20 protein-coding genes are annotated in these 21,213 nt (G+C 42.5%); all 20 read left to right on the top strand.

The genetic code is table 11. From position 1 onward, the window contains the following. Nucleotides 1-10: 10 nt before the first annotated feature. On the top strand, nt 11-1,099 hold the full coding sequence (locus AYW75_RS12655; RefSeq protein WP_067099967.1) for a flagellar basal body P-ring protein FlgI: 1,089 nt from the start codon (nt 11-13) through the stop codon (nt 1,097-1,099). Between the two features lie 10 nt (nt 1,100-1,109). Beyond that, nucleotides 1,110-2,069, top strand: a complete 960-nt coding sequence (gene flgJ, locus AYW75_RS12650) for a flagellar assembly peptidoglycan hydrolase FlgJ (protein ID WP_067099966.1) — start codon at nt 1,110-1,112, stop codon at nt 2,067-2,069. Between the two features lie 133 nt (nt 2,070-2,202). Continuing rightward, nucleotides 2,203-4,179: a flagellar hook-associated protein FlgK gene (gene flgK, locus AYW75_RS12645; protein ID WP_067099964.1), complete on the top strand. Its 1,977-nt coding sequence runs from the start codon at nt 2,203-2,205 to the stop codon at nt 4,177-4,179. A gap of 7 nt (nt 4,180-4,186) precedes the next feature. Further along, nucleotides 4,187-5,404: a flagellar hook-associated protein FlgL gene (gene flgL, locus AYW75_RS12640; protein WP_067099962.1), complete on the top strand. Its 1,218-nt coding sequence runs from the start codon at nt 4,187-4,189 to the stop codon at nt 5,402-5,404. A 16-nt stretch (nt 5,405-5,420) separates the two neighbouring features. Further along, a complete protein-coding gene (locus AYW75_RS12635) occupies nt 5,421-6,944 on the top strand; it encodes an HD-GYP domain-containing protein (protein ID WP_067099960.1) in 1,524 nt (507 codons plus the stop codon). Between the two features lie 207 nt (nt 6,945-7,151). Further along, the gene (locus AYW75_RS12630) at nt 7,152-7,970 is read left to right on the top strand and encodes a flagellin N-terminal helical domain-containing protein (protein WP_067099958.1); all 819 of its coding nucleotides are present in this window, start codon (nt 7,152-7,154) and stop codon (nt 7,968-7,970) included. 482 nt (nt 7,971-8,452) lie between these two features. Then, on the top strand, nt 8,453-9,268 hold the full coding sequence (locus tag AYW75_RS12620; RefSeq protein WP_067099954.1) for a flagellin N-terminal helical domain-containing protein: 816 nt from the start codon (nt 8,453-8,455) through the stop codon (nt 9,266-9,268). Nucleotides 9,269-9,328: 60 nt separating this feature from the next. Continuing rightward, nucleotides 9,329-9,772 (top strand): flagellar protein FlaG, encoded by a 444-nt coding sequence (locus AYW75_RS12615; protein WP_067099952.1) that lies wholly within the window; start codon nt 9,329-9,331, stop codon nt 9,770-9,772. 37 nt (nt 9,773-9,809) lie between these two features. After that, nucleotides 9,810-11,210 (top strand): flagellar filament capping protein FliD, encoded by a 1,401-nt coding sequence (gene fliD, locus AYW75_RS12610; protein WP_067099950.1) that lies wholly within the window; start codon nt 9,810-9,812, stop codon nt 11,208-11,210. Nucleotides 11,211-11,219: 9 nt separating this feature from the next. Next, nucleotides 11,220-11,633: a flagellar export chaperone FliS gene (gene fliS / locus AYW75_RS12605; RefSeq protein WP_067099948.1), complete on the top strand. Its 414-nt coding sequence runs from the start codon at nt 11,220-11,222 to the stop codon at nt 11,631-11,633. Next, entirely contained in the window at nt 11,633-11,938 is a 306-nt protein-coding gene (locus tag AYW75_RS12600; protein ID WP_067099946.1) for a hypothetical protein, read from the top strand. The genes fliS and AYW75_RS12600 overlap by 1 nt, the downstream gene beginning before the upstream one ends. Nucleotides 11,939-11,967: 29 nt before the next feature. Continuing rightward, the gene (locus AYW75_RS12595) at nt 11,968-14,031 is read left to right on the top strand and encodes a motility associated factor glycosyltransferase family protein (protein WP_067099944.1); all 2,064 of its coding nucleotides are present in this window, start codon (nt 11,968-11,970) and stop codon (nt 14,029-14,031) included. Then, a complete protein-coding gene (gene pseI / locus AYW75_RS12590; protein WP_067099942.1) occupies nt 14,028-15,050 on the top strand; it encodes a pseudaminic acid synthase in 1,023 nt (340 codons plus the stop codon). Before AYW75_RS12595 ends, pseI begins: the two co-directional genes overlap by 4 nt. Further along, a complete protein-coding gene (locus AYW75_RS12585; protein ID WP_067099940.1) occupies nt 15,032-16,027 on the top strand; it encodes a PseG/SpsG family protein in 996 nt (331 codons plus the stop codon). Before pseI ends, AYW75_RS12585 begins: the two co-directional genes overlap by 19 nt. Before the next feature lie 17 nt (nt 16,028-16,044). Then, nucleotides 16,045-16,575: a GNAT family N-acetyltransferase gene (locus tag AYW75_RS12580; RefSeq protein ID WP_067099938.1), complete on the top strand. Its 531-nt coding sequence runs from the start codon at nt 16,045-16,047 to the stop codon at nt 16,573-16,575. Nucleotides 16,576-16,624: 49 nt separating this feature from the next. Beyond that, nucleotides 16,625-16,864 carry an acyl carrier protein gene (locus tag AYW75_RS12575; protein WP_067099937.1) on the top strand — a complete coding sequence of 80 codons (240 nt, stop codon included), beginning with the start codon at nt 16,625-16,627 and terminating at the stop codon, nt 16,862-16,864. Nucleotides 16,865-16,886: 22 nt separating this feature from the next. Further along, nucleotides 16,887-17,651 (top strand): SDR family NAD(P)-dependent oxidoreductase, encoded by a 765-nt coding sequence (locus AYW75_RS12570; protein WP_067099935.1) that lies wholly within the window; start codon nt 16,887-16,889, stop codon nt 17,649-17,651. 9 nt (nt 17,652-17,660) lie between these two features. Then, nucleotides 17,661-19,007 carry an AMP-binding protein gene (locus AYW75_RS12565; RefSeq protein ID WP_082856510.1) on the top strand — a complete coding sequence of 449 codons (1,347 nt, stop codon included), beginning with the start codon at nt 17,661-17,663 and terminating at the stop codon, nt 19,005-19,007. After that, nucleotides 19,004-20,068 carry a LuxE/PaaK family acyltransferase gene (locus tag AYW75_RS12560; protein WP_067099933.1) on the top strand — a complete coding sequence of 355 codons (1,065 nt, stop codon included), beginning with the start codon at nt 19,004-19,006 and terminating at the stop codon, nt 20,066-20,068. The genes AYW75_RS12565 and AYW75_RS12560 overlap by 4 nt, the downstream gene beginning before the upstream one ends. Next, nucleotides 20,058-21,179, top strand: a complete 1,122-nt coding sequence (locus AYW75_RS12555; RefSeq protein ID WP_067099932.1) for an acyl-CoA reductase — start codon at nt 20,058-20,060, stop codon at nt 21,177-21,179. The genes AYW75_RS12560 and AYW75_RS12555 overlap by 11 nt, the downstream gene beginning before the upstream one ends. The last annotated feature ends 34 nt before the right edge of the window (nt 21,180-21,213 follow it).

Below are 21,213 nucleotides of genomic sequence, written 5' to 3'. Positions count from 1 at the left end.
GAACGAGAACATGAAGACCTTTTGTTTAACGCTTTTATTGATGCTCTTTACGGGCGAGGCAATGGCCGAGCGCCTTAAAGACATTGCCAGTGTGGCAGGTGTTCGTGAAAACCAATTGTTTGGTTATGGTCTTGTGATCGGTTTGAATGGTACGGGCGACGATACTGATTTTACCAATCAAAGCTTCATTAGTATGCTAAATCAGTTTGGTATTAATCTTCCGGATGGGGCGGACACAGACTCCGATAATGTGGCCGCCGTTTCATTGACGGCAACTCTGCCACCATTTTCTAAGCCCGGCCAGTCGATTGATGTGACGGTTTCTTCTTTAGGTAATGCCAGCTCATTGCGAGGTGGAACACTACTATTATCCGCACTGAAGGGTGCAGATGGTCAAGTTTATGCGATTGCTCAAGGTAACCTTGTGGTCGGTGGTCTTGGTACTGGTGGAGCAGATGGATCCCGTCAGTCAATTGCGACGCCAACGGTAGCACGTATACCGAATGGTGCCAGTGTAGAGAAAGCGGTTGCTAACAGTTTTAATCGAGGCGATACGTTGACGTTCAATTTGAATCGTCCTGATTTTACAACAGCCAAGCAAGTTGCTGATAAAATTAATGGTCTTTTGGGGCCAGGTGTAGCTCAGTCCTTGGATGCCACTTCTATCCGTGTTACAGCGCCACGAGATCCTTCTCAGCGAGTCACTTTTTTATCTATTCTAGAAAACCTTGAAGTAGAGCTTGGTCGTGAGCGGGCAAAAATCGTCGTCAACTCGCGTACTGGCACCATCATTATCGGTCAAGATGTCACGGTTTCGCCTGCGGCAGTCACCCATGGCAGTCTTACCGTCACAATTAAGTCTAACCCTGAAATAGGGCAGCCTGGTATTTTGCCTGGTGCTGGACAAGAGCTTGCTCCCCGTCAAGAGATTGAAACCGATGAAGAGAGTGGCCATATGTTTGTATTCACTCAAGGTGCTTCTTTAAATGATATTGTGAGAGCCGTTAACCAAGTGGGCGCTGCGCCAGGGGATGTGATGGCTATTTTAGAAGGGCTAAAGCAGGCTGGTGCACTTAATGCTGATCTTGTGGTGATCTAAGGGGATTCTAATGAGTCGAATTGATAATAATGCTTTTTTTGCAGACTTTAACTCTCTTGCAAGTTTGAAGCACCAAGCGCAACAAGACCCAGATGCGGCACTGAAAAAAGTTGCTCAAGAATTCGAATCGATCTTTATTAATATGATGTTTAAGAATATGCGTGAAGCTAATGAAAATATTGGCGGAGGCTTATTTGATAGCACTCAGACCAAGCAATATACCGAGATGATGCATACTCAGATGGCTCAGTCTTTAGCAAGTGCTGGAGGTATTGGTTTATCTGAGTCTTTAATTCGGCAGCTGCAAGGAAAAGGGTCTGGTGCTAGCACACCTGATTTTCCTGAAAGCTCTGATTCAGAAACTCACTTTTTGCGCAACTTATCAACTCTGGATACAGAGAGGATTCAGGCTGTTGCCAAAAAAGCAGCCGAAGATTTTGCCGTGGCCGTTCAGGCTCCTGGCTCCTCTGCAGAACCACTTTCTGCCAAGGAGGTGGTGTTTGATTCACCTGATAATTTTGTTCAGGTACTTTGGCCTCATGCGCAAAAAGCTGGGGAGAAGTTAGGGGTAGATCCAAAAGCTATATTGGCTCAAGCTGCGTTAGAGACGGGCTGGGGTAAGCACCCAATTGCAAAGTTTGATGGTAGCCCTAGCTATAACTTATTTGGTATTAAAGCTGACCAGCGTTGGTCCGGCGATCGAGCAACAGTAAATACGCTTGAGTTTCGTGATGGTGTTGCCCAGAAAGAAAGAGCAGCATTTCGCGCCTATGATTCTTTCGAGCAGAGTTTTGATGATTATGCCAATTTTTTGCAAACCAGTGAACGCTATCAAAATGCCCTGCAAGCTGGGGATGATGCGGCAATGTTTGCCGCTTTCCTGCAAAAAGGTGGCTATGCCACTGACCCGAATTATGCCGATAAAATTTCAAGTATTTTATCGAGTAAGTGGTTTAAAACCCTTTTATAACAGTTACTTGGGTTTGGTTTATCGAAAATTATCAATTCCTCTAAGATTAAATTCAAATCTGGTAAAGTAATTGCATCAACTGTCGATATAGAAGTATACGCACTTGCGTTTATGTATCTGAGAGGTTGTTAGCATGTCTAGTCTATATTCCATTGGTTTGTCCGGTTTGCAGTCGAGTACAGCACGTATTTCGACGACGGGTCAAAATACCGCAAACGTGGATACAGAAGGATACAGTCGCCAAAATACTGCAACGGTGAGTCGTTCAGGCGGCGGTGTATTGATTCAAGATACCGATCGTATTGTAAATCATTACATCAACCAGCAGGTGTGGAACGATACCTCTAATCATAGTTACTACGAAAGCTATCGTTCTATGATGTCGTCTTTTGATGCTGTTGTAGGTGAAGAAAGTGTGTCGATCAGCAACTATTTAGACAATGCTTTCAGCTCGTTACAAAATGTTAATAGTGACCCAACGGACAGTGCAGCACGGGCGCATGCTTTTTCAAGTTTTCGGGAGCTTGTTGCTCAATATAATGAGTTATCGGGTTATGTCTCAGATCAGCGTGAATTAGCGGGTGATGAAATTTCAACTAATGTCGAAAGTATTAACAACATAACTGAACAAATTGGGTCCTTAAATAAACAAATATTCAAGCTAGAAACAACGACACAAAATTCAGCTAATGAATTGCGTGACCAGCAAGAGCAGTTGGTTAAAGAGCTCTCTGGTTTTCTCGATGTAAAAGTGAAATACGATGATAACAAGCTGATGACTGTCAATCTGTCCTCCGGTCAGCCCTTGGTTTTACAAGGAAATAACAACTCATTAGGGTTAACAACAGACCCTAAAAATCCTGATGCCCAAGTAGGAGTTGAGCTAAGCTTTGGTCGCTATGAAGTTGGTATACCGACTGATGAGCTTGGTGGTTCAATGGGAGGATTAATTGCGTTTAGGAATGAGTTTGTTAACACGGCTGAACGCATGTTAGGTCAGCAAGCATTGGTGTTGGCTGACACAATGAATCAGCAAAACCAGTTGGGCTTAGACTCGAATGGTGATTACGGCATTAATTTATTTTCAACAACCCCTATTGAAACCGTCAACAATCCAAATAATGACGATTCATCAGCTAGTATTGCCGTTAGAGTGACGCCAGGTGCTTCGAGTGAAATCACGACAGATACCTATGAGGTGGTGATGAACTCAGCTACTGAGTTTAAAGTTGTGACGTATGATCCAGAAGGGCGTATTTCTCGAGAGTCGGATGCTATTGATATTTCTGGTGCAGCATTGGGGGACTACGTTACCGTACCCGAGTTCGGCATTGATATCCAAGTCAACACACCGGCAAATTATGCATCTGATGATAGATTTCAGTTTATTCCGACGAAAGAGGCCGCTTCATCATTACGTTTAAGTGCTCGCACTGGGGATGATCTAGCGTTAGCCGCGCCGATTACTGTATCTCGAGGCGATCAAAACTTATCAGAAGCATCCATTAGTATTTCATCAATAACAAGTACTGATCCATCCGCTTCGGCTTTTACGCAAAGTGGCGGCTTGTATAATTTTTCACCTCAGGCTTTGTCATTTGACGAAAACGGAGAGGTGACTGTCTTTGATGGTAATTCACCCGCTAACATTTTAGCCGGCCCGCAAGCGTTGACAGACTATACTGATATTTTAGAGGAGCTTGGGCTAGCGGCGGGAGCAGGGTTTGATATTAATCTAGATGGCCCACCTAAACCAGGTGATAGTTTTTTAATTGGATTTAATGCAAATGGCAATTCTGATAATTACAATGGATTGATATTGGCCAATTTACAGAATGAGTCTACGGTTGGTGGAACGCGATCTTATTCTGCAGCCTTTTCTTCTTTGGTCACTGAAGTAGGTAGCTTAACGGCCTCGTTAGAAACGAATGTGAATTCGAGTGAAATTGTGATGAATCAATCGGTCGCAGCACGAGATCAAGTGTCTGCAGTAAGTTTGGACGAAGAAGCCGTAAATTTGTTGCGATATCAGCAGTCTTATACCGCATCCGCTCAAGTATTAACAGCCGCTCAAAGTACATTTTCAACGCTTATTAGTGCGCTGAGGTAGGTAAATTATGCGAGTCACTACAAACTTAATTTTCAACCAATCCGAACTTTCCATGTCGAAGGCAAATGAACGTTATTTAAAAGTTCAGGAGAAAATTGCCGAGCAGTCGGATATTGTTCGTCCCAGTGATGACCCGAACGGGGCTGGTCAATTACTTCGATATGATGCGGATACTAAGTTACTTGAGCAATATGAAGAGAACATGACCTTGGCTACTAATGCCTTGGAGTATGAGTCAGTTGCTTTACAGAGCATGAATACTACGCTTGATGAAATTAATAGGCGGATGATTCAAAGTCAAAATGGTGCAAACTCCCAAATTGATTTGGATACCTTAGCAGGTGAAATGGAGAATTTGTTAGCCTCGGTGGCTGATTTAATGAATTCTCAAGATTCAAACGGTAAATATATTTTTGCTGGCACAAATGCTAATTCACCGGCCTTTGTAAAGGATTCTAACGGATTTTATCAATATACAGGTAATGAAGCACAGAAAAGTGCCCAAATAGGAGATGGTGTTTCTATTGCAACGAATGATTCGGGCAAGAAAGTCTTTCAGGATGCTTGGACTAGAAATACTTTCTCTGTTACTGGTGGGGCAGCGAATTTTTCATCAAGAGTGAGTGATCAAGGTGCCTATGATTCTTTCTTGGATAGCCGATTTATAAATCCTTCATTAGGCGTGACACCTTCACCCAATGATTTTCAGTTGGCTACGATTGCTCCAGATCAATTTGAGTTTAGAGATAGCTCGGGTGCGGTCTTAGCATCAGGTACAGTTCAACAAGGCGAGCCTGTTACGTTTAATGGTATGGAGTTTACTTTGACAGGCCCTATAGGTAGCACTGCAAATTTCAGTTTTGATCAGCCTGCGCGAGATAATGTGATCAATCAAATTCAATCGGCTATCGATGCCTTGCGCGATCCTAGTTTAACGCCGCAACAAAAAAACGAAGCGCGATTGGATGCGTTTACTAGTATTGAAAATACACAGACTAATATCGCCACTGCTTCCTCATCAGTAGGGGCGCGTATCAACACGATTGATAATCGTACTGAGTACAGTGCGTCAAAGAAAATTTTCAATCAATTAGCGCAAGAAAATGTTGGTGGCTTAGATGTATTTAAAGCATCAACTGAGCTGCAATTGAGTGAGTCGGCTTTACAGGTATCTCAGTTGCTATTTCAGCGTATCAGTTCGTTATCACTGTTTAACTCGCTTTAATGGATAAGGGGATATAATGGCGAAGTTTGATGTTTTAAGCTTATTTGGCGTGAATGTCGACTTTGGTTATTTTAATGTTTTTGAACTTATTGATGTTTTAGGGTTACGAAGTCGTGTTTTAAAAACGTCTCGTGTTGCTAACCTCATAAAGCAGCATGGTAGAAAACACCATATTGTCAGTGTTGTTATTCGCCAAGTGGTGCTGTCTGAGCTTGAATCGATCTTAGACGGTAGTTTGCTTGCTTATGACCCAAATTTTCAAGAGAGCCCCATTACCACAAGTGAATATGAGCGTCGGTATGAGGCTGAAGATAAGCTAATATTGATATGTAATTCACTGGTGCTTGGTAAATCTGTAGTGAGTGTTCGCAGATTGAAAGGGGCAGACTTTTCAAGAATACCTCGAGAACTGACTACTAAAGGACGAAGCCTCTACCAATACTTCCGTCAAATACTTAACGATAATACTAGAGATTACGTATTGAGTTACAAGGAAGGAAAAACCACTGTTGGCAATAACTCTTCGTTGGCTTCTAATGGAACCTTACAAAAACCTAAAGAAAGGGTTACCGAGTCTTCGGTTTTATCTGGTAAGCGACTCAGTACTGAGCCAGTTCCTTTCGCCAAAGAAATACGGACTGCGTTGAGCTTAATGTCGCAAGGTGTTGAGCTGGTTACCGAACAGGTAAAAAGTGTGTTTAATGGGGCACCTCTTGCAGTAAATTCTCTTGAAGAATATTGTACCAAGCTAAGTCAATCTTACGACCGTAATCCCCACTCAATTTTGGCGGTTCGTCATATTCAAAATACGGAAGAATATACTGCTCAACACAGTGTTGCGTGTGCAATATTAGCGTGTCACTTGGCAAAAAGCCTGCAATTGGATCTACGTTATGTGAATGTGATCACGCTGGGGGCGCTTGTTTTTGATTTAGGGCGTTTCAAATTGCCTGAGATCATAGCAAAGAAGCCAGGAAAACTAACGGATGCTGAATTCCAGTTAACCCGTAAGCATTTGCATTTTGGAGAGGTTATTTTGGCTGCTGGCGAGAATGTACCGAAAATGGTGTATCAGATGTTATGGGAGCATCATGAGCGTATAGATGGCTCAGGTTATCCTCAAGGAAAAATAGATAAAGAAATTTCTATATATGGCAAAATTGGCGCAATAGTTGATGCCTATGATTCGCTAACATCTGAACAGTCTCATAAAAAAGCGCTTACGCCTACTGAAGCTCTAAGTAAAATGAATAAAGAGTCTGGTTTGGCATTTGATAAAAAGCTCTTGTCTATATTTGTAGAGAGTCTTGGTGTTGTCCCTGTAGGTTCCTGTGTAGAGTTGAGTAATGGCCGTTTAGCGTTTGTTTTAACTCTTAACACTAGGTTGCAGCCTTCTCTTTTAAGACAGGTGTTCAGCTTGTCTTCTAAAGCATTTATTTCCCCTGCAGATATGATCTTAGATAAGAGTGGAAATACTCGCATAGCTAAGATTGTGTCACCCTCATCCTATGGTTTGCGATTTATTGATCATATTAGCTAATTTTTTCTAAAGGTTTTGCTTTTCTAACCGTAAATGTAATCACAACAAAGCATATTCAAATCGATTGTCTGAACTGAAAAAAAATTAAAAAAAAAGTTAAAGGTTTTTTCAAAGTTGACGATAACAATTATATGCAATAAGCAGCCAAATAATTAATTAAATCAAATGGTTGCAGATATTTTTTTACATTTTTAGGAGAACTTCATTATGGCTTTATACGTAAATACAAACGTCTCATCGCTTAATGCTCAAAACCAAATGACTAAGACTGGTAGTCAGCTTGATACGGCTTACCAGCGCTTGTCCTCTGGTATGCGTATCAACTCTGCGGCAGATGATGCTGCTGGTCTACAAATCTCAAACCGTTTGACATCTCAAATTAATGGTCTTAACCAAGCAGTACGTAATGCAAATGATGGTATCTCTCTAGCACAGACGGCTGAAGGTGCGATGGATGAAACAACTAATATTCTTCAGCGTATGCGTACTTTAGCAATTCAATCTGCGAACGGCTCTAACACTGATGAAGACCGCGTGGCTCTTCAGCAAGAGATTGCACAACTTGCTACTGAGGTAGACCGTATTTCTTCTACAACTACTTTTGGTGGTCAAAAACTACTAGATGGTAACTACGGCGGTTCATTTCAGGTTGGTGCTGATGCTGACCAAACCATTAGTTTTAATATTGCTCAGATGAATATGTCAACTCTAGGTGTGGCCTCACCATCTGTATCGACTGCAGCGGGTGCTCAGCAGTTGATTTCAGATGTGAGCAGTATGATTAAGACAGTTGATAGTACGCGTGCGGAGCTGGGTGCGGTTCAGAACCGTTTTAGCTCAACTATTAATAACTTAAGTAATATCTCTGAGAATGTATCCGCTGCTCGCTCGCGAATTCGTGACACAGACTTTGCTGTTGAGACTGCGAAGCTAACAAGTGCACAAATTTTACAACAAGCAAGCTCTACTATTCTTGCTCAGGCTAACCAGCGTCCGCAAACCGCCTTGTCTCTACTTGGGGGTTAATAATAGTTAAAAAAAGAGCGGCTGATCAGGCCGCTCGTGATACGAAGCAAATTTCGAATACCGGAGGTAAGAGGTTTTGGCGAAGGTATCCGAAACGTTTCGCTTCTTTCTCCTAGAAGTGATTTTGAGCCAAGTGTTAGCGCACTTGGCTTTTTTTATGGAAACTTGGCGAGTTTCCATAATGATTAAAGCAAAGGGTGTGCCAAATGGTTTTGTTTGGATCGAATGCTTTGAATATCGAATTTACAGTGCTATTTCAGAAAAAAATTTTAGAATAAAAACATAATAACATCAGTGGTTTGCCGTAATGGTGGCTGTTTTTTGCCGAAAGCGGAAAAAAAAATCAAAAAAAAGCTAAAGCTATTTTTGATTGGGCCGTTAACGATTACAAGAGGTTTAAGGTGTTAGTGGGTTTGGCGACCCTACACCGATACAGGGTTCTGCTTGGCGGCAGGCCTAAATGGCGAAACTAGGAGGCTATTATGGCTTTATATGTAAATACTAATACATCTTCTCTGAATGCTCAGAATCAGATGATGAAAACTGGTAGTCAGCTTGATACGGCTTATCAACGTTTGTCTTCTGGTATGCGTATCAACTCAGCGGCAGATGACGCAGCTGGTCTGCAAATATCAAACCGTCTTACGTCTCAAATAAACGGGCTAAACCAAGCAGTACGTAATGCGAACGATGGCATCTCTTTGGCTCAAACAGCAGAAGGTGCGATGGACGAAACAACTAACATGCTGCAGCGTATGCGAACATTAGCTGTTCAGTCTGCCAACGGTTCTAACACTGATCAAGACCGTGTAGCTCTTCAAGAAGAGATCGTACAGTTAGCATCTGAAATTGATCGTATTTCTTCTACCACAACTTTCGGTGGACAAAAACTTCTAGATGGTAACTATGGTGGTTCATTCCAAGTTGGTGCGGACGCTCAACAAACAATCAGTTTTAATATTACACAGATGAATATGTCGACTCTAGGTGTGGGTACACCATCAGTATCGACAGCTGCTAATGCTCAACAGCTGATTTCTGATGTGAGTAGTATGATTAAGACTGTTGACAGTACTCGTGCGGAGCTTGGTGCAGTCCAAAACCGTTTCAGTTCAACTATCAGTAACTTGAGTAATATTTCTGAAAACGTATCTGCTGCTCGCTCGCGAATTCGTGATACAGACTTTGCTCAAGAAACTGCGAAGTTAACAAGCGCACAAATTTTGCAGCAAGCAAGCTCATCAATTCTTGCTCAGGCTAACCAACGTCCCCAAACTGCGCTATCCTTACTAGGTTAATATTAGTAATACTAAAAAGCTGGAGTATTACTCCAGCTTTTTTATTTTGGGAGAAAACCCATGTCTATTAGTTCTGATTTTTCAAAATTATCGTTAACTCAACCCCAAACAGGTCAGACGACTCAGGTTGCTGAGCGCGAGTCACTAGATGCTTTTCAGAAAAATGCTAAAGTTGTGGAGCCGACTGCCGAAAGCAATAATATGAATAATGCATCGCATCAGAATAACGGTGAGTTAAATGATCAGCAAAAAGGCCAAGTTCTAAGTGTTGACGACAATGACGTTGAGGATGTTAACATCAAAATGCGTCAACTTAGTGTTGGTATATCGTTCGAGAAAACTGACGATGGAGAAAATAACATCGTCAAAGTTATAGATCAAAATACAGGTGATATTGTACGACAAATCCCATCCGAAGAGTTTCTTGAAATGTCTAAAAGACTTGATGATATCTTTGGTGAGCTAAACGATTTGAAAGGCAATCTCATCAATAGTGAAGTGTAAGCTCTTACTTTCTATTTGGTAGAGAGGGGTAGGTAATATGTCTGTTACATCATTAGGTGTTGGTTCTGGTTTAGATCTAGAGTCGTTAGTAAGAAATATGGTTAGTGTGCAGCGCGACTCTAGAGTGGCCTCGTACAATGACAAAATAAGCGATTACAAATCTGAAGTATCTTCGTACGGTGCTGTGCGTTCTGCAATGGAGAAATTTCAAGAGTCAGTATCAAGTTTAAATGATGTCAGCTTATTTAATGGCCGTACTGCAACGATGGAGCAGCCTTCATCAGGCGATATTGTCTCAGTAACGGCGGACAGCGATGCTTCAAACGGTTCATACAATATATCGGTAGAGCAGTTGTCCCAAGGTAGTCGAAGCGTTTCAGCGCAGGGGCTATTTTCCAGTGCCAGTGATGAAGTGTCAGCTTCTGGCGGAGAGTTGACCTATACAGCAGGTAGTGAAACTTTTTCAATAAATGTTGCAGCTGGCGCTACTCTTGAAGAGCTTCGTAACCAGATCAATGATGCAAGTGATAATTTTGGTGTCTCAGCAAACCTAGTAGATGACGGTAGTGGTAACGTTTACTTATCTCTGACATCTGAAGTATCAGGTGCTGGTAATGATCTTGTCGTTCAAAGTGGGGATGCTTCATTAGACAGTGTGGCATCAGTTGCAGCTGGTGGTGGTGCTGGCGGGCTTTCTATTGCTGCAGGTAATGAAGCGAAAGATGCGATTATAGATGTTGATGGCATTACTATACGCAGTGATAGTAATAAGTTTGACAGTGCTGTTTCTGGTTTGGAAATTGAAGTACTTGCAGTTTCTGCCTTGGACTCAGGCGGTAACCCTGAAACAGCTAAAGCGGAAATAGGTTTCGACGTAGATGCCGTTCAGGAGACGTTGGAGAATTTCGTAAGTTCATACAATTCATTATTAAGTGTGTTTGACAAGCAAACAAAAGCTGGTGAATCGTTGAACGGTAGCAGCATGATTCGAAATATAGAATCCTCTCTGAACTCAGACTTAATGACGGAATTTACCGGAGCAGGCACTTTAAGCAGTATATTTGATATCGGTATTGAAATGGATGATAAGACAGGTAATCTGTCTCTTGATTCAACTAAGTTTTCAGATGCTATGAGTGGCAGCTATGATGATGTAGCCACCTTGTTCTCTGGAGATGCAGGCCTTGGTAACATAATGGATCAGTATTTAGATAACTTTACTGGTTCTGGTGGCCTAATCAACACTATTGTTGATTCAACCAACGAATCTGTAAGTGACACAGAAGGCCAACTCGAAAATTACGAATATCGTATGGAACAATACGAACAAAGGCTTCGCGACCAATTTACTCAATTGGATTCTCTTTTAGCAAGTATGAACTCCAATGGTAACTACTTGATGTCTCAGCTGAGTAGCTTAAGTAATAATAACGGATAAGGTGTCACTATGTACGCTAATAAAGGTATTAATGCATATAAAAAAGATTCTCTAAAATCTGATTTAGCGGGTGCTGATCCACATCGTGTAATTCAGTTATTAATGCAGGGAGCGTTAGAGCGACTTGCGTTAGGTAAAGGGATGATTGAGCGTAAAGATTTACAGGCCAAATCCATTACTTTGACGCGTGTTGTTGAGATTATAAATGCTCTCAGAGATGCTCTAGATAGAGACTCGAACCCTGAGCTTGTTGATAACTTAAGTGATTTGTATATCTACATGATTGAGCGTGTGCATGAAGCAAGTGTAAATATGGATGCTTCAAAAATTGATGAAGTCATGGGGCTAATGCTAGAGATAAAAGGTGCTTGGGATCAGATCAGTGATGTGGATAAGCAAGCTGCAGCGCAAGTTAGTTACTGATGTCCGAAGAAAAACAGCCCGATCCAAATTTGCTCGAGCTAGTATCTAAGCTTGAAGGCGCTCTACAAACTGAGGATCTAGAATCTATCGTATTGCTTAATGAAGATGTCACTAAACTTATTAGTAATGATCTAAATCGTCGCTTCCTTGAAGATAATCAAAGCCAACTGCAGAAATTATACTTTCTAATTCGTAAATCGGAAGGCTTTGTTTCTAGCTATCGTGCTAAAATAAAAGACAACCAATCGCAATTGAATAAAAAACGTAAAATATCGAAAAGCTATTCAGATGTAGATAAGCTGTAGTGTTCCTGTTTAATAAAGGGTGGTTGTAAATGTGTTCTTCTAAATCTGAAAGTATTCTGCAGCGATACCATAATGGTGTTGAAAGGCTAAAGCTTAAAGATGATGTTTTTTCTGATAGATATGTAAAAAATATTCAAGCATTTAATAAGTACTATCCAGATATTTATGATCAAATAATTTCTTATGTACCTAAAAGGAATTCTATATTTTTAGATGAGGATGGCGGTCTTAATATCTTTGATGAAGAACATGAGACATTCTTGTTTGATAAGCCTCCTCTAGATTCTACTATCGAAAAAGTAAGGGATTATACACAAGCCCCTCATAGGACGAGCCTTAATATAAAAGGTGGTAGAGGCCTAACTCGTCATGAGCATTATATGCGTCGATTAGATGCATTTTTACAGAAAGATGCTTATGAAAAACAAGAGGACTTACCTGAGTATGTTCCTTCTATGCTGATGTTTGGTCTAGATTTTGGGTACAGTCTTTATTTTCTTAATCAATCTTATAAAATTGGAACATTATATATATATGAGCCAGATTTTGATTTTTTTTACTACTCGCTTTTTACTGTCGAATGGTTAGAAATATTTGAAAAAATCGAGAAAGAAAATGGCGTTTTACACATGTCGGTAGGAATTGATGAAAATGACTTTATAAGTCAGTACTTTTCATATATTTATACTAATGGTTTATTTTTAGCGCCAATTACTTATTTTTATTTTTCGCGACCTTTTAAAATGATGAAGAAAGCAGCGAAAATATTTTCTGATAACTATGCAAAGCAAGTATTTGGTTGGGGTTTTTTTGATGATGCGATGATGGGGATCACTCATTCATTGGAAGGCCCCAATGTTAAAAACTTATTTTTGGGTAATTCAGGTAAGTTACCTAGAAACATGGTAGACATCCCCATCTTTATATTGGCGAACGGTCCATCTTTGGATCAGAATATTGAATTTATTAAACAGCATAAAGACTCAGTAATTCTTGTCTCTTGTGGTACCACCACCAATACATTGCATAGACTCGGTATTAAACCAGACTTTCACGTGGATGTTGAACGTATGCGTTTAACGGTTGATAAGCTAGAGCCTCTGCCAGAAAGCTACTTGAGAGATGTTGCTGCTTTGACAGTGAATTTAATGCACCCTGATTTTTACAAATTATTTAATAAAGTTGGTGTAGCGTTAAAGCCAGGTGAGGCGTCTTCAACTTTAATTCAGAAATTAGCTAATAAACTTGGTGTAACCCCCCCGCTTCTAATGAACTCCGGTCCTATTGTTGCAAATACCGCGCTTGCTTACTTTACCTCATTTAAATTCAGGAATATTTATCTTTTAGGTGTGGATTGCGGTTTTAAATCTGGCGATAAACATCACTCTATTCATAGTGGTTATTATAAAGACGGGAAATCAACAACGTTATTACATTATAAAGGTGCAAAGTTATCTGAAAATGAAGGTAATTTTGGTGGCACTGTTTATTCTGACTATATATTTAATAACTCAAGGTTGTTTTTAGAGGAGAGTATTAAGGAATCATACGATAGGGATAAATTGTTTTCATGTTTTAATATGTCAGATGGTGCAAATATTAAAGGTGCTTTACCTTTGTTTGAAGATGATTTTATACCTTACTTAGGAAAGGTTGATAAGTCCTTTGTTGTGGAATACCTTTTTGAATCTTATTTTATTGAAGCTTCATTTAAAGATGCTGAGAGAGAGTTTTTACTTGTAAAAGATGAGCTAGAAGGCTTGGCTGGTTTTATGATGTCTGGTTGGAGTGATGTAGAAAGTCGTTCTGATATTATGAAAAAGCTAGAGGGTTATAATAGAAGGATTGGTGACTGTTATAATGGTCAGTTTCCTGAAGTTTTTGAACTGGTTATTGGTTCTTATACTTATTTTGCTTCGTATTTATCTATGTTTGTTTTTCAAAACAAGTTTTCAAGTGACGTGCTGCACGACGCTACAGAAATGTACGATATTTGGTGTGAATTCTTGCAGGAAATACTTAAGAGCTTTACGGACCTTAAACGCTTTTTTGATGAAGGAGATGATTTCCTGATGTCGAGATATAATGCATGAGTTTTCTAAAGTATAACTTTATCATTGCCGAGTTATCTGGCAATCACGACCAAGATTTTGATACAGCTAAGGCTATGGTTAAAGCGGCTGCGGAAGCAGGCGTGGATGCGATAAAGCTGCAAACCTATACCGCAGATACCATGACGCTGAATGTGCGTAACGAAGAGTTTATGATTGGTGAGGCGGATAGCTTGTGGCAAGGGCAAAATCTTTATGATTTGTACGATAAAGCCTGCACACCATGGGAATGGCATAAGCCTCTATTTGAGTACGCAACTTCACTCGGTCTGATAGCCTTTAGCTCACCTTTTGATGCGAGTGCGGTTGAGTTTCTGGAAAGTCTGAATGTTCCACTTTATAAAGTGGCTTCGTTTGAACTGACGGATATTCCACTCATTCAGAAGATTGCTGAGACGGGTAAACCAACCATAATGTCGACAGGTATGGCAACGCTTGAAGAAATTCAAGACGCTGTCTCTGCTTTTCGACATATCAGTGATGCTGAGTTAGTGTTATTAAAATGTACCAGTACCTATCCTGCCGATATGGCAGACTCCAACTTAGCGACGATTCCTGATCTAGCTGAGCGCTTTGATTGTCGAGTAGGGTTGTCAGACCATACCCGTGGTATTGGGGCGTCTGTTGCTTCGATTGCGTTTGGAGCGACAGTCATTGAAAAGCACTTTGTGTTAGATCGCTCAGCAGGCGGCGTAGATGCAGAGTTTTCTATGGAACCCGGTGAAATGGCGGCGCTGGTGGAAGCTTGTCAGCAAGCTTATACGGCCATTGGTTCTATTATGTACGGTGGCTCAGATGCAGAACAAAAAGCCAAAAAATACCGACGATCGATTTATCTTGCTCAAGATCTTTCTGCTGGTACAGTCCTTCAGCCAGAACATATTAAAATTATTCGCCCCTCGTTAGGGCTGGCACCAAAACATTGGAATAATGTACTGGGTAAGACGCTCTCATCAAATGTTCAGTTAGGGCAGCCCTTATCATGGGATCTACTCAATTAAACGTTATCATTCGTGCCGATGCCTCTGTACAGATTGGTATGGGGCATCGTGTACGCAGTGACGTGCTTGCTCACGAATTTAGGCAGCAAGGCGCCGTTGTTACGTTCGTGGTTCATGCCTCTTGCTCAGCGTTTGCAAAGGCTGGCGACGTCCTATTTGATCATGAATCAGAGTGGCTTGATCTCGCTTCGCGTGCAGATATTTTAGTGGTAGATCACTATGGCTACGATGTGTCAGCGATTAATGAACTCTTTGAGTTTAACCCAAATCTTTTAGTGCTGGACGACAATAATAATCGTGGTGATTTTAACTGTCGCTGGCTACTAAACCCTCTCTCTTTGCGATACTCAGAAACAGTTCAGTTTCCTTTAACTGGAGGGCAATATGCTCTACTGCGACCACAATTTTCTAAGTGTCGAATAGTAAATCCAATAGGGCGGCAAAAACTGTTGCTCACTTTTGGTGGTACTGACCCTCTTGAATTGACATTACCCTTTATTAAGTCATTGTTTAAAAAAGGCTTTCCTACTGATTTTTTGCTGATTATGGTAGGCTCAGGCGTACAGGATGCTAAAGAAATACAGGATTATTGCCGTCAACATCATATGGAATGCCAGATTGGTGTAAACCAAGTGTCTGAGCTGATGGCGCGTAGTCGTTATGCCATTTCAGCAGCAGGCGGCACCTTGTTCGAGCTGGCTTGTATGGGGGTACCAACGCATTTTATTCAAGTGGCAGAGAACCAAAAAAATGCACTTGATGAGCATGCTTTATTAGGTTGGTGCTCGGCGACAAATTTTGTTGATTGCTTACCAAATGAACGACAGGTTTTGATCGATCAAGTGGTAGATGATGTGATAAGAACTTGGCAGAGCGATTTAGCAGAATGCATTCAGTTAGCTGAGCGCTGTATTGACGGACAAGGCGCGCAACGTGTGGTTGAAGCCGTGTTGGCGTCTCGTTTGATAAAAGAATGAAACCTTGCTGGAGCACTATGACAGTGATATTTAAGCGCTACCAAATTGAGTTTCGAGCCATTGAGCATGACGATATTGAGCAATTACGTCAGTGGCGCAATCGTGAGGATATTCGCTTAATGATGGTTGATCAGAGCGAAATCTCTGTCGAGCAACAGCAGGCATGGTTTGAGCGTTTATCTACACAAACCAATCGCTACCATTTTGCGCTGTGGTTTCGTGATCAATTGATTGGTTATGCGAATACATCGTTAGATGAGCCAGACAGTGCAAGCACTGGGTTATACATAGGCCATGAAAAATACCGTGGCAGTATGCTCGCGATTTGTGTGGGAGTAGGTTTGAGTGAATGGTGTTTTGAACAGTTACCGATTTCAAGTATTGATGCACAAGTTGCACCCTATAACCAAGCGGCATTGCGATTCAATGAAAGCTTGGGTTATCGAGTGGTTGAGCAAAATGAAAACTGGGTGTTTCTAAGCAAAACGCAACACGAGTTCGAGCAAGCAAGAGAGCGTTTATTGCCGATGTTGTCGCGGTTCTCGTAAACAATCGAGTGTCGTGGCGTAACCGTTAGAACAATAGGTATAGATTAAAATGACAAATACTGATCGCTTGGTCGCAACGTTTGCGAGTAGTTTAAATATCGAGGCAAGCCAAGTGGTGGACGGGCTGGAATACAACACCATTCCTCAATGGGACTCAGTGGCGCATATGGTATTGGTTGCCGCGTTAGAAAAAGAGTTTGATGTCATGCTGGATATGGATGACATCATTGAGATGAGCTCGGTAGGCATTGCCAAAGAGATTTTGACAAAACACGATGTTGTATTTTAAACATACAAACTAAGGTCAGATAATGCAGCCAGCTAGCTATAACCCATCACAGCAAGCCAACAAAGCCGTTCTAATTACAGGGGCCACCAGTGGCATTGGTATGGCACTGGCGCAACAGCTAGCAGAGCTGGGTTACTTGGTTGTAGTGAACAGTCGTAGCGAGGCAAGCTGCAAAGCACTAGCGGAGTCGATTGGTGGTTTAGCGTTACCATTTGATGTGACCGATGAAGCGGCCTTAAAAGTTGCTTTTAAAACATTAAATGGCTATCTGCGTGACAACGAGTTGAGTTTATACGGACTGGCCCATTGCGCAGGCTCTATGATTACCCAGCCATTTCATTTCACCAATACCGCAGCGCTGCAGCAGATGCTGAACGAGCATGTCACTGGGACTTTTTTACTCAGTCAGTGGTCTTCAAAACTGATGATGCGTGAACAGCAGGGGAGTATCACGTTGTTGTCCTCGGTGGTTGCACAACAGGGCAGCGTTGGGCAGGTGGCTTATGCGTCTGCAAAAGCGGCGATTGAGGGGATGGCTAGATCCCTCGCCAAAGAACTAGGCCAATATGGTATTCGCGTGAATGCCGTTGCACCGGGTGTGATTGATACACCATTAATTGCCGAGCTTCATGATGAAAAACGTAACGAGATTGCGCAATCGACGGTACTGAAACGCCTAGGTCAGCCAGAAGATGTTGCTAAGGTATTGGCGTTTTTACTCAGCGATCAAGCGGGCTTTATGACAGGTCAGACTCTCGCAGTAGATGGCGGCTTGCAGTTGCCCTAAGGACTCACGATGCAGCTTATCGAACGAATCAAACAGCACACGGGTATTGCGCTAGTTGATGCTGAGCAAACCGTGTCTTATGGGCAATTGGTTCAGCAAGCTGAGCAGATGGCGAGTCAATTAGCTGCCCATCAGCTAGTCGCCTTGGTGATGGAGAATAGTGTCGCCTCCATCATCGATTATCTGGCGTGTCTGATGGCGAGAGCGCCCATGATCTTGTTAAGCGATATCACTCAGCTTGAGCTTTACATGGAGTATCAGCCCAATTTCCTGTTACACAGCAATCAGGCCTCAGCGCTGACGCCATTAAGTGTAGGGCAGAAAACGCATGACGATTTGCGTCTGTTACTGTCCACCTCTGGCAGTACTGGTTCACCAAAAATGGTGCGATTATCGGCGCAAAATTTAGATGCTAACACCGCCGCCATTGTGGAATATTTAGAGCTTGATAACACCGCACGTTCCATCACGTTGTTACCGTTAACCTATTCGTTTGGTTTGTCTATTCTGAATTCCTACCTATGGGTAGGGGCGAGCTTAGTGATCACTCAGACAAGCATTACAGACAAAGCCTTTTGGACACTGATGAAAGAGCAGGCTGTCACTTCTTTGTCCGGTGTGCCCTTTCATTTTGAAACCTTGCAGCGTTTACGCTTTTTCAATATGTCGCTGCCAGCGCTTAAGGTCTTTACCCAAGCTGGTGGTAAGCTGCGCAACGATGTCTTAAAAGCCTTTGCTGAGCATTGCCAAGCTAATGGTCAGCGCTTTTATGTCATGTACGGACAAACCGAAGCGGCTCCGCGTATTTCCTATTTACCTGCGGCGCATTTGTTAGAGAAAATTGGCTCCATCGGTATATCTGTGCCAGGGGGAAAACTGACCTTGGTTGATGAAAATGGCGGTAAAATCACTGAACCAGAGCTAGAAGGTGAGCTGGTCTATCAGGGCGAGAATGTCATGATGGGATACGCTAGTTCGCGGGTAGAGTTGAACTTAGGTCAGGGCGTGCAAACACTTTACACCGGCGATTTAGCGAAACGGGATGGCGATGGTTACTTCTATATCACGGGGCGTAAAAGCCGCTTTATTAAGATGCAGGGTAAGCGCATCAGTCTTGCGCACCTAGAAGAAACGTTCAAAGAGCGCGGGGTGACCGAAAATGCTTGTTTAGGGCAAGAAGACAAATTAGTGATCGCTTATGCTAACTGTCAGCATCAATCTACAATCGTCGCTTATCTACAAGAGATCAGTGTGCATCCAGCGTTTTATCAACTAATTTTGCTCGACAGCATTCCGCATACCAATAATGGCAAGGTGGATTACCGTTTACTAAAACACGAAGCGGGGTTGCGATGAGTGATTGGAAATCCCTTGAGGTCTTTGGCCTTGCCAAAGAGGATAAGCAGGCTTGGTTGCTGGATGAATTGAACCGTCTGACACTGCATCATCAGGCTAGTTGCCAGCCTTACGCCAACCTACTCGCTGGCCAAGGTCAACAAGCGGGCGTTGCTGAGTCGTTAGATGCGGTGCCGTTGGTGGCCGCGCGCTTATTCAAAATGTTACGTCTGAGTAGTACTCAACCTGAAGATGTATTCAAAACACTCACTTCATCGGGCACCACCTCCCAAGTGAAATCGCAAATCGTACTCGACCGTGATACGGCTGCACTACAGTCCAAAGTGTTAGTCTCGTTATTGTCGTCTTTTACTGGTAAAGCGCGTCGCCCAATGCTGATTATTGATCATGATGGTTTAACCTCAAACCGAGAAGGCTTTTCAGCCCGTGGTGCAGGGGTTCAAGGTCTGTCTTTCTTTGGGCGTGACCATACCTATGCTCTGAATGCGGATATGACACCCAATTGGCAAGCGATTGATGATTTCATCGCTAAATATTCCAGCGAACCCGTTTTGATCTTTGGTTTTACCTTTATGGTATGGCAACACTTTATTCAGCCATTAAAGGCGTCTGGTCGTATAGATCAACTGTCACAGGCATTGATGTTTCATTCCGGAGGTTGGAAGAAGCTTCAAGATCGAGCCGTTTCCAATGACACGTTTAAAACAACCGTGCGACAGGTGTTGGGTAAGGACGTAGCGATTCATAATTTCTACGGTATGGTCGAGCAGATCGGCAGTGTGTTTGTCGAGTGCGAACAAGGCCATCTACATGCGCCAAGTTATGCCGACGTGATTATTCGTGATCAAGAGACGTTGGAAGTAAAAAAAATCGGCAAAAGCGGTTTAATACAAGTGCTGTCCTTTATCCCGAAAAGCTATCCAGGCCACTCTATCTTAACGGAAGACCTTGGGCGACTATTGGGAGAAGACGATTGCCCTTGCGGACGCAAAGGACGTTACTTTGAAGTGTTAGGGCGTTTGCCAAAAACCGAAGTGCGAGGTTGTAGCGATGTCTTCTAATATACAGCTTTGGGCAGGAAGTCCAGACTATTTGCAGTGGTCTCGTACCCAGATAATGCCCTTTAGTGAGAAACGCGTTCAGTTTTTAGTACGACTGTCAGAAGCATTATTATCGGGGCATTACAGTGCTACCTTAATAGCGTTAGGCTTTTGGTTGCGCGAGTCGCAACTACGTCAATGGCAGCAAGAATACGCCAAAGATGACAAAGTAATACTAGCACCGGTAGGACGCGTATTTATTGTGTCGCCTTCCAATGTTGAGGGTCTATTTGCCTACAGCTGGGCCTTATCTTACCTAATGGGGAATCAAACAGTGGTGCGAGTTAGCGAGCAGCTGACCGACGATCAGCAGGCTTTGTTTACCTTGTTGGAATCATTGGATGTCCAAACAGCTGGGCTCTCTGAACAAGCGTTTATCAGCTATGACAAGCGTTCCGATTGGACATTAAAGCTGAGTCATTGGTGTCAGCTACGAATGCTCTGGGGCAGTGATCAAAGTATTGAGTCTATTCGACAAATCCCGCTGCTAGCCCAAACGCAAGAGTGGGTGTTTCCCGATCGTTACTCTGTGAGTATTTTGCATTTAACCGAAGCTGACAACGCCAAAATCCCTAAGTTAGCCGAAGGTTTTGCGCGAGATGTAAGTACTTACCAACAACAAGCGTGTGCCTCCCCTAAGTGGGTGTTTTGGTATCAAACCGATGATGCACTGCAACAGCGTTTTTGGCAAGCGGTTGATGCCTGTTTGGGGGACGTTTTCCCAGCGAATGAGCGCTTAGTTGCCAGCCAATACCTCTGTGCGCTGGGTGGCACTGAGGTGTTTCATGATAATATCAAGGTGATTGATTCTGCTACTGTTTTGGGAGGCGAGCAGCACCTAAGGGGCGTGGTTGGCCAAAGTCAATTTAGTGATCTGGCAATGATAGCCACACAACTGCCGGATCATATTCAATCCGTCGCTGCCTTTGGGCTCGATCAAACGGCAAAAGTCACTGTGGTGACACGCTCAAATGTACGTCAATTCGCGCAAATGGGTCGTGTTTTAAACTTTGATAAAGTGTGGGATGGTATTGATTTGACGACTATTTTAAGCAAAAAAGTACGTCTTTAATTTAGAAACATAAAGTCAGGCCGTTACGTTGGTT

Origin of the sequence: Marinomonas atlantica (assembly GCF_001639725.1) — a bacterium.
Classification (GTDB): Bacteria; Pseudomonadota; Gammaproteobacteria; order Pseudomonadales; family Marinomonadaceae; genus Marinomonas; species Marinomonas atlantica.
The sequence above is the reverse complement of the archived record's forward strand: the minus strand, read 5'-3'. Positions and strand labels throughout refer to the sequence as shown.